Origin of the sequence: Mesorhizobium sp. LHD-90 (assembly GCF_030929505.1) — a bacterium.
In the GTDB taxonomy this organism is placed as follows: Bacteria; Pseudomonadota; Alphaproteobacteria; order Rhizobiales; family Rhizobiaceae; genus Kumtagia.
The window spans coordinates 117,366-131,938 of the sequence record NZ_JAVFVV010000012.1; the positions used below are offsets into that span (position 1 = coordinate 117,366).

The 14,573-nt window shown below is 66.6% G+C and carries 12 protein-coding genes; 4 read left to right on the forward strand and 8 right to left on the reverse strand.

The genetic code is table 11. From position 1 onward, the window contains the following. Window positions 1-34: 34 nt before the first annotated feature. Window positions 35-649: a pyridoxamine 5'-phosphate oxidase gene (gene pdxH, locus RB623_RS18285; protein WP_308058343.1), complete on the forward strand. Its 615-nt coding sequence runs from the start codon at window positions 35-37 to the stop codon at window positions 647-649. Window positions 650-701: 52 nt separating this feature from the next. Here the strand turns inward: pdxH and RB623_RS18290 are convergent, their stop codons facing one another. From RB623_RS18290 to RB623_RS18300, 3 genes are all read right to left on the reverse strand, one after another. Next, on the reverse strand, window positions 702-1,643 hold the full coding sequence (locus RB623_RS18290; protein WP_308058345.1) for an adenylate/guanylate cyclase domain-containing protein: 942 nt from the start codon (window positions 1,641-1,643) through the stop codon (window positions 702-704). A gap of 154 nt (window positions 1,644-1,797) precedes the next feature. Beyond that, window positions 1,798-2,553, reverse strand: coding sequence for a crotonase/enoyl-CoA hydratase family protein (locus RB623_RS18295; RefSeq protein WP_308058346.1), 756 nt, complete (start codon window positions 2,551-2,553; stop codon window positions 1,798-1,800). Between the two features lie 16 nt (window positions 2,554-2,569). After that, entirely contained in the window at window positions 2,570-4,342 is a 1,773-nt protein-coding gene (locus tag RB623_RS18300; RefSeq protein WP_308058347.1) for an acyl-CoA dehydrogenase, read from the reverse strand. Between the two features lie 147 nt (window positions 4,343-4,489). Between RB623_RS18300 and RB623_RS18305 the strand changes: the two genes are divergently transcribed. Further along, window positions 4,490-4,714 (forward strand): hypothetical protein, encoded by a 225-nt coding sequence (locus RB623_RS18305; RefSeq protein WP_308058348.1) that lies wholly within the window; start codon window positions 4,490-4,492, stop codon window positions 4,712-4,714. 19 nt (window positions 4,715-4,733) lie between these two features. On the opposite strand, the gene purD is transcribed toward RB623_RS18305, so the two are convergent. Then, on the reverse strand, window positions 4,734-6,008 hold the full coding sequence (purD, locus tag RB623_RS18310; RefSeq protein ID WP_308058349.1) for a phosphoribosylamine--glycine ligase: 1,275 nt from the start codon (window positions 6,006-6,008) through the stop codon (window positions 4,734-4,736). Between the two features lie 261 nt (window positions 6,009-6,269). On the opposite strand from purD, the gene ubiA reads away from it, so the two are divergent. Next, window positions 6,270-7,262, forward strand: a complete 993-nt coding sequence (ubiA, locus tag RB623_RS18315) for a 4-hydroxybenzoate octaprenyltransferase (protein WP_308058350.1) — start codon at window positions 6,270-6,272, stop codon at window positions 7,260-7,262. A gap of 341 nt (window positions 7,263-7,603) precedes the next feature. Here the strand turns inward: ubiA and RB623_RS18320 are convergent, their stop codons facing one another. The 3 genes from RB623_RS18320 to RB623_RS18330 form a co-directional block, all read right to left on the reverse strand. After that, window positions 7,604-8,170 carry a DUF6101 family protein gene (locus tag RB623_RS18320; protein WP_308058351.1) on the reverse strand — a complete coding sequence of 189 codons (567 nt, stop codon included), beginning with the start codon at window positions 8,168-8,170 and terminating at the stop codon, window positions 7,604-7,606. A 386-nt stretch (window positions 8,171-8,556) separates the two neighbouring features. Next, on the reverse strand, window positions 8,557-9,981 hold the full coding sequence (locus RB623_RS18325; RefSeq protein ID WP_308058352.1) for an FAD-binding oxidoreductase: 1,425 nt from the start codon (window positions 9,979-9,981) through the stop codon (window positions 8,557-8,559). Between the two features lie 4 nt (window positions 9,982-9,985). After that, window positions 9,986-10,954 (reverse strand): L-threonylcarbamoyladenylate synthase, encoded by a 969-nt coding sequence (locus RB623_RS18330; RefSeq protein WP_308058353.1) that lies wholly within the window; start codon window positions 10,952-10,954, stop codon window positions 9,986-9,988. 151 nt (window positions 10,955-11,105) lie between these two features. Between RB623_RS18330 and RB623_RS18335 the strand changes: the two genes are divergently transcribed. After that, window positions 11,106-11,600: a hypothetical protein gene (locus RB623_RS18335; RefSeq protein ID WP_308058354.1), complete on the forward strand. Its 495-nt coding sequence runs from the start codon at window positions 11,106-11,108 to the stop codon at window positions 11,598-11,600. A gap of 93 nt (window positions 11,601-11,693) precedes the next feature. Here the strand turns inward: RB623_RS18335 and RB623_RS18340 are convergent, their stop codons facing one another. After that, the gene (locus RB623_RS18340; protein ID WP_308058355.1) at window positions 11,694-14,573 is read right to left on the reverse strand and encodes a glycine--tRNA ligase subunit beta; all 2,880 of its coding nucleotides are present in this window, start codon (window positions 14,571-14,573) and stop codon (window positions 11,694-11,696) included.

A 14,573-nucleotide genomic window follows, 5' to 3' on the forward strand; every position in this document is an offset into this window, starting at 1 on the left:
CAATCTCCCTGCCGGCATGGAATGGAGGCGCACAATGAGCCAGGACCAGTTAAGAAGCGGTGACTTCACCGAAAGCACCGAACCGTTCCGGCTGTTCGCCGAATGGCTGGAGGACGCGACCAAGAGCGAGGTCAACGACCCCAACGGCGTGGCGCTGGCCACCGTCGACGCCGACGGCATGCCGGATGTGCGCATGGTGCTGCTGAAGGGTTTTGATGAGCGTGGCTTCGTCTTCTACACCAATTTCGAGAGCGCCAAGGGCCGCGAGATCCTTGGCAGCATGAAGGCGGCGATGTGTTTCCACTGGAAGTCGCTGCGCCGGCAGGTCCGCGTTCGCGGCCCGGTCGAGATCGTGACCGATGCGGAAGCCGACGAGTATTACGCCACCCGCCCGCGCGGCAGCCGCATCGGCGCGTGGGCGTCAAAACAGTCGCGGCCGCTGGAAGGCCGCTTCGCGCTGGAAAAGGCGGTGGCCGAATACACGGCAAAGTATGCGATCGGGAACATACCCCGTCCGAAATACTGGTCGGGGTTCCGCATCTTGCCGGCATCGATCGAATTCTGGCACGACCGGCCGTTCCGACTGCACGACCGGGTGGTTTTTTCCCGCGACGGCGAGGGATGGGCGAAGACCCGGCTCTATCCGTGAAAGCGCCGCCCGTTCGTGGGGCGGCGCGGCGGTCGATCCGGTCCCGGAGGGGCTATGCGCTTCTGCGCATCAGCCAGCGCGCGGCGGCGGCGATGGCGAAAGCCAGCAGCGGCCAGATCGCCCAGAACTCGCCCTCCCACGACGCAAGGTTTATGCCGGTGATGAACAGGCCCATGACAAGCAGGACGGCATGGGTGCGGCCGAAACGCGTGGTGCGGCGGGCCCAGTCGAGGCCGGCGATCAACGCGAAGACCAGAAGCGGCCAGCGCGCCCAGAACACCTGCGGCGAGGCGATAAGGTTGATCGCGACCAACGCGGCGCCGATCAGCACCAGCGTTGCCTGCTTGCGGTCGAGGTGAAACCCCAGCACGCTCAATCCCGACCCGCGAACAGGCTCTGCCATGGCGGCCATCGGCCGCGCCGCATCTTCGGCCGCCTGCCGGCCCCAGTTCGCCGCCTGCGCGGCGGCCGGTTCACCGATGCGCACGGCATAGCTCGGGATCGCCTCGTCGATGTTCTTGACCGACAGGTTGCCGAGGAATTCGAAGCCGACCGGCATCTTGTTGCGCACCTGGTCGTAGACGGTGTTGGAGATCAGGATGCCGCCGGGTTTTGCCTCGGCCTGCAGGCGCGCGGCGATGTTGACGCCGTCGCCGTAGATGTCGCTGCCGTCGACGATGACGTCGCCGAGATTGATGCCTATGCGGAAGAACATGCGCGCGCCGTCGGGACGCTCGGCATTGTGGGTGGCGAGTTCGTTCTGGACATCGACCGCCGCCCTGACCGCCGCGACCACGCTCGCGAACTCGGCGATGACGCCGTCGCCCCAGGTGTTGACCACGCGGCCGCCATGCGAGGCGATAAGCCGCGCCATGGCGTCGCGATAGGTTTTCAGGGTCGCGAAGGTGCCTTCCTCGTCGGCCTCCATCAGCCGCGAAAAGCCCTGCACGTCTGCGGAAAAGACGGTGGTCAGCTTGCGGTTGGCGGTCTCCATCGCCTCTTTTCCCTCTACCGGCATCGACAACGCCCCATCCGACACTCCGCACAGCCCCTACCAAGGTAGGCGTTGACGCAGCGTCATTCAACGGTTGTCCGACAGTTCGGCATTTCGCGCGAAGCCTGTGCACCTACCCCAGGGAATACGGCGGTCAGGCCGGCTTCTTGCGCGACAGGAAAGCGGCGAAGGCGTTGCGCGCCTCGTCCGATTTCAGCCGGGCGCGAAAATGCTCGCCCTCCTCGCGGATGCGGGCGACGACCGCGTCGCGCGGCCCGCGCATCAGGTCGCGCGCGATCTTCAGCGCCTCCGGCGGCTTTGCGGCGATCTTTTCCGCCATGCCGAGCGTCTCGGCCTCGAGCCGATCCTCCGGCACGACCGCGTGGATCAGCCCCGCGGCGAGCGCGCGTTCGGCAGGCAGCGGTTCGCCCAGCCCAAGCAGGGCGAAGGCGCGCTGGTGGCCGAGCAGTTCCGGCGCAAGCAGGCTGGACGCGGCTTCCGGCACCAGCCCAAGGTCGACGAAGGGCGTATGAAAGGCGGTGCGGGCCGTTGCAATCGTAATGTCGCAATGCAGGTTCAGCGTCGCGCCGATGCCGACGGCGATGCCATCGACGCCGGAAACCATCGGTTTTTGCACCTGTGCCAGGGCGAGCAGGAAATCCCAGACCTCCGTGCCGCCCTCGCCGCCCATCGCCACCGCCATGAAGTCGGCGAGGTCGTTGCCGGCCGAGAACGCGCCGGGCACGCCGAGGAAGACATGGACCCGCACCGCCGGATCGGCGTCGCCCGCGGCCAATGCCGCCGCCATGGCCGCGTACATGGCGCGGGTGATGGCGTTCTTCTTGTCGGGCCGGTTCATGCGGATGATCTGCACCGCGCCGCGCCGCTCGATCAGGATATGGTCGCTCATCAAAATTTCCTCCGACTCAGGCGAAAAGCGCTTCTGCGGCGGCCGCGAGACTGTCGCCGCCGTCGACTGTGCGCTCGCGCAGCGCGCCGGTCTCGTCCGCCAGGTTTTCCGCGAAGAAACGGCAGAGCGCGACGCGCTCGGGCGCGGCGGAAGCGACCGCCGCGCGGGCCAGGAAGGTACCGCCCGAGGCCAGCGCGAACAGTCTCAGGTAGGGCGTCGCGCCGGCCAGCGCCGACTGCGCGCGGCCGTCCGTCTGCATTGCAAGCAGGGCTTCCGTCGCATCGGCGAGGGCGTCGATGGCCGCGTCGAGTTTTTCGGCGCTGCGGCCCAGCCCGGACAGATTGGATTTTCGCAGCGCTTCGACATCCTCGCGCAACTCGGCAATGTAGGCTTGCACATGCTCGCCGCCGGACTGCGGCAGCTTTCGCGTCACCAGGTCGATGGCCTGGATGCCGTTGGTGCCTTCATAAATCGGCGCGATGCGGGCGTCGCGCAGCAGCGCCGCCGCACCCGTCTCTTCGATGAAACCCATGCCGCCATGCACCTGCACGCCGATCGAGGCGACATCGACCCCGATGTCGGTGGAAAACGCCTTCGCCACCGGCGTCAGCAGATTGGCGCGCTCCTGCCAGAAGGCGATCTTGTCGCCGCCGGCCCGCGCCATGTCGATGGCATGGGCGCAGGAATAGCTGATGGCGCGGGCGACGCGGGTAAGCGCCTGCATGGTCAAGAGATTGCGCTGCACGTCGGGATGGTGGACGATCGGCGCCATGCCCTCGCCCTGGTAGGATGGCGCCTTGCCCTGCCGGCGTTCGTTGGCATAGGCCAGCGCCTTCTGGAACGCGGCCTCGGCGATGGCGACGCCCTGCATGCCGACGGCGAGGCGGGCGTTGTTCATCATGGTGAACATGCAGGCGAGGCCCTTGTTCTCCTCGCCGACCAGCCAACCGATAGCGCCCGCCGGCTGTCCCTCGACGAAACCGTCGCCGAAGATCATGGTGCAGGTCGGCGAACCGTGGATGCCGAGCTTGTGTTCGATCGAGGAACAGAACACGTCGTTGCGCGCGCCCAGCGACCCGTCCCCGTTCACCAAAAACTTCGGCACCAGAAACAGCGAGATGCCGCGCGTGCCGGCCGGCGCGTCGGGCAGCCGCGCCAGCACGAGGTGCACGATGTTGTCGGTGAAATCGTGCTCGCCATAGGTGATGAAGATCTTCTGGCCGAAGATGCGGTAGGTGCCGTCGCCGGCGCGCTCGCCGCGGGCGCGCAGGGCGGCAAGGTCCGAGCCGGCCTGCGGCTCGGTGAGGTTCATCGTCCCCATCCACTCGCCCGACACCAGCTTTTCCAGGTATTTGGCCTGCAACTCGGCCGAGGCATGCTTGTGCAGCGCCTCGACGGCGCCCATGGTGAGCGTCGGGCCGATGCCGAAGGCCAGCGAGCCGGAATTCCACATCTCGATCGCCGCGACCGCCAGCATCGCCGGCAGCCCCTGCCCGCCGAACTCGGCCGGTCCCGACAGCGCGTTCCACCCGCCGTCGATCCAACGGCGGTAAAGATTCTTCCAGCCATCGGGCATGCGCACCGAAGAGCCTTCCAGCACCGCGCCCTGGCGGTCGCCGACGGTGCGCAGCGGCGCGACCTCATCCGTCGCGAAACGGCCGGCTTCGGTCAGCACGGCGTCGGTGAGATCTTCTGTAAGGTCGCCCAAAGCGCCTGTTTCGAGCGCCGCCTTCAGGCCGGCAACGTGCTTCAGGGTGAATGCGATTTCCTCGACCGGCGCACGGTACATGGGCGGTTCCTCCTTGCGGGATGCACTGTGCGCTCCCGCGCCTTCCGATAGGTTCTCTTGACGTACACGTCAATTATGGTGTCTCGGCAGGATCGACATTCCGCGCTAAGAAGACCTCACGCCGATTGTCCAACGAGGCCGCGAAAAATGCTTGCCAGACCCGAGACCCGCCGCTGCATCGAATGCGGTCTGCCTTACAACATGCCCGGCTTCAGCTATTACCATGGCGATGTCGAGAACGGCGCGGCCTACTGGTCGGACCGCGGCATATTGTGCTCGCCGGCATGCTCGCTGACGCATTTCAAGCGGCGCGAGGCCGAGGGGACGTTGCCGTCAGCGCCGGCGGCGAGCCCGTTGGAGTTCGGGCGGTAGTGCGCCAAGCGAGTGACGCTCACGCCCCCTTCTCCCGCTCGACGGCGCGAAAACCGATGTCGCGGCGGCAAAATCCTTGCGGCCAGTCGATCGCGTCTACGCCGGCATAGGCGCGCGCCTGCGCCTCGGTGACTGTCTTGCCGGTCGCGGTGACGTTGAGCACGCGGCCGCCGTTGGCGACGAGTTTCCCATCCTTCTCGGCGGTGCCCGCGTGAAATATCTCGACGCCTTCCGGCACACGGTCCAGTCCGGAAATCGCGCTGCCGCGCTCCGGCATGCCGGGATAGCCATTCGCCGCCATCACCACCGTCAGGGCGGCGTCGTCGCGCCAGCGGGCCGACATGTGCGAAAGCTGGCCGTCCGCCGCTGCGGACAAAAGGACGAGCAGATCGTCCTTCAGCCGCATCATCAGCACCTGGCATTCCGGATCACCGAAACGGACATTGTATTCGATCAGCTTCGGCCCCTCGGCGGTGATCATCAGGCCGGCGAACAGCACGCCGGAAAACGGCGCGCCGAGTTCGGCCATGCCGCGCATGGTCGGCTCGACGATCTCGCGCATGGTGCGCTCAATCATTTCCGGCGTCATCACCGGCGCCGGCGAATAGGCGCCCATGCCGCCGGTGTTCGGCCCGGTGTCGCCCTCGCCGACGCGCTTGTGATCCTGCGCCGTGCCGAACGGCAGGGCGGTCACGCCGTCGCAAAGGCAGAAAAAGCTTGCTTCCTCGCCGGTCAAAAACTCCTCGACGACGACCTCGGCGCCCGCGGCGCCAAAACTGCCGTCAAAGCAGGCGGCCACCGCTTCAAGAGCCTCCTCGACCGTCATCGCCACCGTCACACCCTTGCCGGCGGCGAGCCCGTCGGCCTTGACGACGATGGGCGCGCCCTGTTTTCGCACATAGGCGGCTGCTTGCGCGGCGTCGGTGAAGCGGCCGTACGCAGCGGTCGGGATGTTTTTCCGCGCGCACAGATCCTTGGTGAAGCCTTTCGAGCCCTCCAGCCGCGCCGCCGCTTGCGACGGGCCGAAGACACGGATGCCAGCGGCGCGCAGGTCGTCGGCGAGCCCGACGACCAGCGGCGCTTCCGGCCCGACGACGACGAGATCAATGGCCTTGTCCTTGCTGAAGGCGGCAACCGCGGCGTGGTCGCCAATGTCGAGCGGCACGATCTCGGCTTCTTTCGCGATGCCTGGATTGCCCGGCGCTGCATAAAGTCTCGTCAGCATCGGCGAGGCGGCGAGCTTCCACGCCAGCGCATGCTCGCGGCCGCCGGAGCCTATCAAAAGAACGTTCATGCGCGAGGTTCCCGATTTCCGTTCGTCGGAACCCGCTAACGCCTCGGGATGGGCGCGGCAAGGCGTCAAATTGTGCTACATGCCGACCGTCACTATGAAATCGAAGCGAGGATAGGCCATGGCGCATGTCAGGAAGGGGCACCTCGTGCCCTCGCCGGAATGGTGGAAACACCTGCGCCGGGTCAAACGCCGGTTCTGGAAGGCGCACCGACGCGCCGAAAGGGGCCTGGCGGCGCGGGACACGGGAGCTTGAGGAAAAGCATGGAAACCATCCAGTCCCGTTCCGGCCAGGGCCGGGTCGCCGATGCGCCGAGCCGCCATTGGGTCTACCGGCTGCTGCCGCGCGGGCTTTGGCCCTACGCGCAACTGGCGCGCTGGGACCGGCCGATCGGCTGGCAGTTGCTGCTCTGGCCGTGCTGGTGGTCGGCCGCACTCGCGGCCAGCGCCTATGCGCGGCCGGGCGACACGCTCTTGAGCCTGCTGCCGTCGCCCTGGGTGCTGTTGCTGTTCCTGGCCGGGGCGATCGCCATGCGCGGCGCCGGCTGCACCTACAACGATATCGCAGACGAGGACATCGACGCCAAGGTCGAGCGCACGCGCTCAAGGCCGCTGCCGTCCGGCCAGGTCAGCCGCAAGCAGGCGTGGATTTTCCTCGTAATACAGGCGCTTGTCGGACTAGCCGTGCTGCTGCAGTTCGACGGTTTCGCCGTCCTGGTCGGGCTCTGCTCACTGGTGGTGGTGGTCGCCTACCCGTTCATGAAAAGAATCACCGACTGGCCGCAACTCGTTCTGGGGCTTGCGTTTTCCTGGGGCGCGCTGATGGGCTGGGCGGCCGAGTTCGGCGACCTGGACGGCCCAGCGGTCATGCTCTACATCGGCTCGATAATGTGGGTGATCGGCTACGACACGATCTACGCCCACCAGGACAAGGAGGACGACGCGCTGGTCGGCGTGCGCTCCACCGCGCGGCTTTTCGGAGACAATACAAAGGCTTGGCTGACCGGCCTCTATGCCGGGGCACTGGCCTGTTTTGCGCTGGCCTTCGCCGCGGCCGAAGCGCCGCTGCCTGCATTGGCCGGGCTGGTCGCCGCCGGCGCGCACATGGCGCGGCAGGTAAAAGTGCTCGACATAAACGATCCCACCCAGTGCCTGGCGCTGTTCAAGTCGAACAACATCGTCGGCTTGCTGATCTTCCTCGGCCTGATCGGCGGCGGGGTGTGGATCGCGCTCAAACCGGCGGTGGCACCGTATTGAATTATCGCGACTATTCAATTACTTAACGGAATGCGCGAGGCTGTGGACGGCGGCATTGCGGCTGCCGGCGCGGCGTGCCGATGGACATCCGCAGGCGACGCTTCTGCATTCCGTGAAGTCCGGAAGATTCAGCCATTTCATGGGGTTGGCACGCACCCGCCGCGAAAATCGCGCAACGGGCTTCACGCGAAGCCCCAAAAGTGCGGCGAGACCAGCCTTTCGCGGCGTTTTCACGTCGCGACGGGTCGTTTTGCCTTCGCGGGCTTCACGCAATTGCGATGCCCGCGCGGCCGCAACCGGCGGGCTCCCGGAATTGTACATTGTCCGCTGGTCTCGTCCGTTCAGAACGGGGCGATGATCTCTTCGCCCTCGACCACCAGCCGCAGGCCCAGATTGCCGGTGCGGCGGCGCATGAGGAAGCGCGGGCGGCGCTGGTTGGTCGCGCGGCCCTGGCGGCGGGTCTGCGGCGGCATCGGCCGGATGGCCTTGCCGAGCGAATCCTCCAGCGAACGCGCCACGCCGTCGGCCTCGACCAGCAGCATGGGCAGGCCGTAGGCTTCCGACCACGAGCGCCAGTCGGCGGCGACGTCGTCCAGGTCGTCGGCCACCAGCAACGGCACCGACAGCATCGGGTCGTTGTGCATCAGTTCAAGGGTCACGGTGACGTTGCCGCGGTCGTCCTCGATGGCGCGCGCCGCCACCCCGCGGAAAGCGCGCGCCGGCAGGGCGACCGTCACCGGAAGGCCGCTCCTGTCGAGGATCCGGCGCAGCACCGCGCCGCGATGGTCGATCGTGAAGGTGACATCGCCGAAGTCGTCGCGTGTCGCATAACTCACCACCTGCGGCAGGCGGGAAGGGTCGAGGCGCATGTTGCGTCCCGCCCAGACTGGCTTCAGCCCGGTGCTCATCGATTGCCGTCTCCTGTTACTCCCGAGAGCCGGTGTTCCGGTCTCCCTGTCCCGGTTTGCCCGGGTTCTTTATGGGAGCGACAATAGCGCGGCGGGTTTACCTGCCCGCTTAAGGAATTCGGTTAAATTTTGCTGATCTTTTCGATGGTTAGCGGAATGCAACCGGGTGTAACGAAGCGAATACTAGTCTGTACCGAAGGTTAAGCCCGGGGCGGAACCCGCCCCCGCGCAAGACGTTGTGGCGCAGAGGAGGATTTGCCATGCGCTCGATGCCGCCCCGCCCGTTTCCGGACCCCGACCCCGCGCCCGATCCGGCGCCGTCGCCCGTCCCTCCGACCGGGCCGATCCCGGTGCCGCCGGTCAGGTAAAGCCGCGTTGCGGAAGGTTCAAATGACCTTGCCGGGGTTCATGATGCCGGCCGGGTCGAAGGCGGCCTTGACCCGCCGCATCAGCTCCAGCCCGACGGGCGGCGCGGTCGCCGCCAGCTCGTCGCGCTTCAACTGGCCGATGCCGTGCTCGGCCGAGATCGAGCCGCCGAGGTCGCGCACGATGCCGTGCACGGCCGCGTTCATCGCCCGGTAGAGCGCCATGAAGGACGCCGTGTCGCCGCCAGCCGGCTGCGATACGTTGTAGTGCAGGTTGCCGTCACCCATGTGGCCGAAGCAGACGATTCTGGCGCCCGCGCAGACCCGCTCCACCGCCGGCGCGGCGCGCTCGATGAACACCGGAACCGAAGCCACGGGGATCGAGATGTCGTGCTTGATCGAGCCGCCTTCCGGCTTCTGCGAGTCCGAAATATCCTCGCGCAGCCTCCAGAACGCGGCCTGCTGGGCGAGGCTTTCGGCCACAACCGCGTCGCCGACCAGTTCCTTCTCGATGCCCTCCTCCAGTATCTCCTCGATGGTGGAGCGTGCGTCGTCGGCCGAACGGCCTGACGAAATTTCCATCAGCACATACCAGGGCCAGGGCTCGGCCATCGGGTCGATGGAGCCCGGCAGATGCTTCAGCACGAACTCGACCGGTCGCCGGCCGATCAACTCGAATGCCGTCAGCCCCGCGCCGGCGCGCTCGCTCGCCCGGCCGAAAAGCTCCAGCGCCGCCTGGGGCGAGCGCAGGCCGGCGATCGCCACCTCGCGCCCGCGTGGTTTTGGAAACAGTTTTAGGACGGCCGCCGTGATGACGCCGAGCGTGCCTTCTGCGCCGACGAACAGGTTTTTGAGGTCGTAGCCGGTATTGTCCTTCTTCAGCTTGCGCAGATCGTCGAACACCTCGCCGGTGGGCAGCACCACCTCGACGCCGAGGCAGAGTTCGCGCGCATTGCCATAGGCCAGCACCGCCGTGCCGCCGGCATTGGTGGAAAGATTGCCGCCGATCTCGCAGGAGCCCTGCGAGGCGAGCGACAGCGGGAAAATGCGCTCCGCCCGTTCCGCCGCGTCGTGCAGCGTCTGCAGGATGACGCCGGCCTCGGCGGTGATGGTGTTGGAGAGCGGATCGATCTCGCGGATGCGGTTTAGCCGCGACAGCGACAGCATGACCTGGCCGCCGCTGCGGTCCGGCATGCCGCCGCCGACCAGGCCGGTATTGCCGCCCTGCGGCACGATGGGCGTGCCGGTTTCGGTGGCGAGTTTCAGGATGCGACTGACCTCCTCGACGCGACCGGGGCGCAGCACCAGCGGCGACAGGCCGGGAAAAAGCCCGCGCCGCTCGGTGACGTAGGGAGCGATGTCGGCCTCGGCGCGCAAGGCATGGTTTTCGCCGACGATTTTTACGAACCGGTCGAGCACGGCGGCGAAGGCGGCATCGTCGGGCATCTCGTCAGTCCCTGTGCTCGCCGCGCGGCGCAGCGGCGCGTTTCAACCGGTCGTTGATGGCCTCTCCCAGTCCGTCGAAGGGGATGGGCTCGACGGCGATGGTTTTTGCGCCGTGGCGGTCAAGGTCCTTCAGGAAGGAAAACAGATTGGCGGCGGCCTCGCGCAGGTCGCCGCGCCCGGACAGGTTTTTTGTCGCCACCGCCCGCTCCCATCCTGCGGCGCGGCGGGGCCCGAAGGCCAGCAGCGCCTCGCCGGGCTGCAGCGACGACACGCCGAGGCGCACCGCCGCGCCGGGCGCATAATGCGACAGCATCATGCCCGGCGCCTCGATTGCCGCATTGTCCCTGCGCTCGACCGCCACGCCGATCGCGGCCTCGATCTCTTCGGCGGTGACGCCGCCCGGCCGCAGCAGGCGCAGCCGCCCGTCCTCGACCTTCAAAATCGTGGATTCGACGCCGACCGGCGTCGGGCCGCCATCGACCACCAGGCGGATGCGGTCGCCCAGATCCTCGGCAACCGCCGCCGCCGTGGTGGCGCTGACGCGCCCCGAGCGGTTGGCGCTGGGGGCGGCGAGCGGCCGGCCAAGCCGTTCGATCAGGCCGGAGGCAAAACCGCGCGGCATGCGCAGCGCGATCGTGTCCAGCCCGGCGGTGACCAGCGGATGGATGCCGGCGCTCTCGCGCAGCGGCAGCACCAGCGTCAGCGGGCCCGGCCAGAATTTTTCGGCCAGCCTGGCCGACAGCGGGTCGATATGGGCGATGTCTTCTGCCATGGCGAGGCTCGACACATGGGCGATCAGCGGGTTGAAGCGCGGCCGGCCCTTGGCCTCGAAGATGCGCGCGACCGCCTCGCCATTGGTGGCGTCGCCCGCCAGCCCGTAGACGGTCTCGGTGGGCAGCGCGACCACTTCGCCGGCGGCAAGCAGCGCCAGCGCGTCTTCAAGCGCCTTCGCGGCCGGTTTGACCTCAGCCACCAAACATTAACCCTTCCGCCAAAAAACGCCGGGAAACCCGGCGTCCGCCGCCCGACTGCGCTATTCCTCAACGCCTCGATGCCATTGTGTGGCCGAGCCTGCATCGACTTCGCGCGGTGCAATGTCAACCTTGGTTTTGTGGAGGCTGGCCGTGCGGCTGGGACTAGCGACTTTGGCGATCGTGGCGACGGCTGCCGCAGCGCAGGCGTCATCCATCAAGCATGTGGCGCCGCCGGCGGGCGGTGAATTGCCCTCCGTCCTCAGCCTTGACCCGGCTACCCCGGACATCGTCTACGCACGACCGGCCGAGGCCGACGATACGATCGCCCTGCCGGTCGTCGCCGCGCCCGCACGAAGCGGCGCTCCCGCGACCATGAGGCTGGTCAGCCCCTCGGTGCTCGCCATGCAGGGCGCCGAGCCGCCGGTGACGGGCGAGAAGGTGGCGGCGATCGGCGACGACGCTGCAGGGCATGAACCTATCGTCATCCGCGGCGGCATGGAGGGCGACGCCTCCGCCGCCAGCGCCGCGCCGGTCACCCTGCCGGCGGGCAAGAAGAGCGCGCGCGAGCGCAAGCGCGAAATGCGCAAGCAGGCGGAGACGCCGACGCAGGAGCCAGCGGAGCAGAAATGGGTGGTGGATGAGTAGGGGTGTAGGGGAGTAGGAAGAATATTTTTACCCCGCGCTCGCCTGCAACCGAATTCTTTCCCTATTCCCTTACTCCCCTATTCCCCTACTCCCTTAACCAGCAATTTTCGAAAAATCCGCCACCTGCCCGGTCGCGGCGCGGATGCGCGAAAGCAGCGCCAGGCGGTTGGCACGCACCGCCACGTCCTCGTCGTTCACCAGCACCTTGTCGAAGAAGGTGTCCACCGGAGCGCGCAGCGCGGCGAGCGCCCGCATGGCGGCGGAAAAGTCTTCGTTTTGAATCGCTTCGACGGCTTGCCTCTCAGCCCGATTGATCGCGGTAAACAGGTTTTTTTCGGCGTCTTCCCGGAACAGGGCCGGCTCGACGGCGGCGGCAATGACCGTGCCCTTCTTCTCCTCGGCGGCCAGAATGTTGGCGGCGCGTTTCGTGCCGGCCAGAAGGTTTTTTCCGTCCTCGGTGTCGAGGAAGGTGCCGAGAGCCTCGACGCGGCGGACGATGGTGAGCAGATCGTCGTTCGCCGATTGGCCGATCTCCCCCCTTGTGGGGGAGATGCCCGGCAGGGCAGAGGGGGGCACCGTAGAGTGCCCACTTTCGACGTCGTAAGGCTGAGAAGATTGCGGGACAGCGCCCCCCTCTGTCCTGCCGGACATCTCCCCCACAAGGGGGGAGATTCGCCCACTTCCGCCGCTCGCCAGCACCGCATCAATCAGGTCATGCCGCGCGCCCTTGTCGCGGAGGTATACTTTCAGGCGGTCGTGGAAGAAGGCGAGGAGGTCGGAGCGGACATCCTTGAGCCGCTGAACTTCGCGAATGGAGCCAACTCTTCTAATGCGCTTGGAAATTTCGCGTTCAGTGTCAGGTTCTATCGGGTAGCTCTTTGCCTCCTCAGTAAAGAATCTATCGTCATCGATGATTGTGTTAATGTCCTCTGCAAACAATGCGGCCAGCACTAGAGATACGGGCACTCCAAGATTAATGAGCGGGTAGGGAAGATTGAATTCTTTAGGATTAAAATTTTCCAGTTGAATTCTAGGCGGGCGACCGGCCATTTGGGCAAATATCGAACGGTATGCCTGACGAACAAGCTGGCCCAAACCCAACCGCACCCCATTCTCCACCACGATCCTGGTCACGCCCAGCGCCGATCTCCTCAGCGCATAGGGATCCTTGCTACCCGTCGGCTTCTCGTCGATCGCCCAGAAACCGACCAGCGTGTCGAGCTTGTCGGCGAGTGCCACGGCAATCGACACCGGGTCGGTTGGCACCCGGTCGGACGGGCCTTGCGGCTTGTAATGATCCTCGATCGCGGCGGCGACGGAGGGGTGCTCGCCTTGCAGCAGAGCATATTTGCGGCCCATCGCGCCCTGGAGTTCAGGGAATTCGCCGACGACTTCGGTTTGCAGGTCGGCCTTGGCGAGGACGGCGGCGCGGCGGGCAAGTGCCGCGGTTCCCTCCCCCTTGAGGGGAGGGTGGCCCGAAGGGCCGGGTGGGGTCGCCTCGGCAGTGCTCGACTTATTGGCGGTGCCTTCTGAGGTTACCCCCTCTGGGCTGCCGCCCATCTCCCCCTCAAGGGGGGAGAAAGCCTGCGCCACCACCGGCGCAAGTTCTTCTGCCAGTCTTGCAATGCGCACGACGCGCTCGCCTTGCGTGCCGAGCTTTGCGTGGAAGGTCACGCCAAGATGGTCGAGGCGCGCCATGCGCTGGTCGAGCGGCAGGAGTTTTCCGGAAGAATCCCGCTTCAGTCCGAATTTTTCCGCCGAGGCCTCCAGCCGATCGAGGTCGGGCAGGTCGGCCTGGTCGGTCTTCCAGAAATACAGGGCGTCGGACAGCCGCGCGCGGACGACCTTGCCGTTGCCGTGCGCGATCTCCTCCCCGCCGTCCTTCGCCTCGATGTTGGCGGTGAGGATGAAATGGTTGGAGAGTGCGCCGCTTCTACCCTCCCCTTGAGGGGGAGGGTCGGACCGGAGGTCCGGGGTGGGGTGGCCGCGCTGGACACCGGCGATAGGTTCACCCCCACCCGCGCCTTCGGCGCGACCTCCCCACAAGGGGGAGGTGGGGGCGCAGACAAAGCACTTCTGGTTGGCCCGGATCGTCAGCCGGATGACTTCCGCCGGAATGTCGAGGAAGGCTTCCTCGAATGCACCCATCAGCACGACCGGCCATTCGACCAACCCCGACACCTCCTCAAGCAGGCCGTCGTCCTCGACCAGGTCGAGGCCGTTGGCGAAGGCGAGATTTTTGGCATCGGCGAGGATGATCTCCTTGCGCCGCCCGGCGTCGACGATCACCTTGGCCGCTTCCAGTTTTGCGGCGTAGTCGTCGAAACGGCGCACGGTGATCGCGCCGGGCGCGTGAAAACGATGGCCCCAGGTGGTGTTGCCGGAGCGGATGCCGTCGACCTCGAAATCGACCACGACGGGTTCCTCGGTCTCCGGCCCAAAAGTGCAGACGATAGATTGCAAGGGCCGCACCCAGCGCAGCGCTTCGCCGCCGCGCCCTTCGGTCTTGCCGTAGCGAAATCCTTTCGGCCCGGAGGCCGGCCCCCAGCGCATGGATTTCGGCCACGGAAACGTCTTGATCACCTCGGGCATCAGCGCGGCGATGATCTCCTCCGCCGCCCGGCCCGGCTTGACGATGCGGGCGACGTAAAAATCGCCCTTCTTCGGATCGGACTGAATCTCGGCCTGCGAGATGTCGGAAAGCCCCGCCGAGCGCAGAAAACCCTGGACCGCCTGTTCGGGCGCTTTTGTGCTTGGGCCTTTGCGCTCCTCGCGCACGTCCTTCGACTTTGCGGTGAGGCCGCGCACGTCCAGCGTCAGGCGGCGCGGCGTCCAGTATTCGCGCGCCGCCTCGTAGGTCAGGCCGGCCTCGACCAGACCGTCGGTCACCATCTTGCGCAGATCGCCCGCCGCCTTGCGTTGCATGCGGGCGGGGATCTCTTCCGAGCGAAGTTCAAGCAGAAGGTCGGGCAT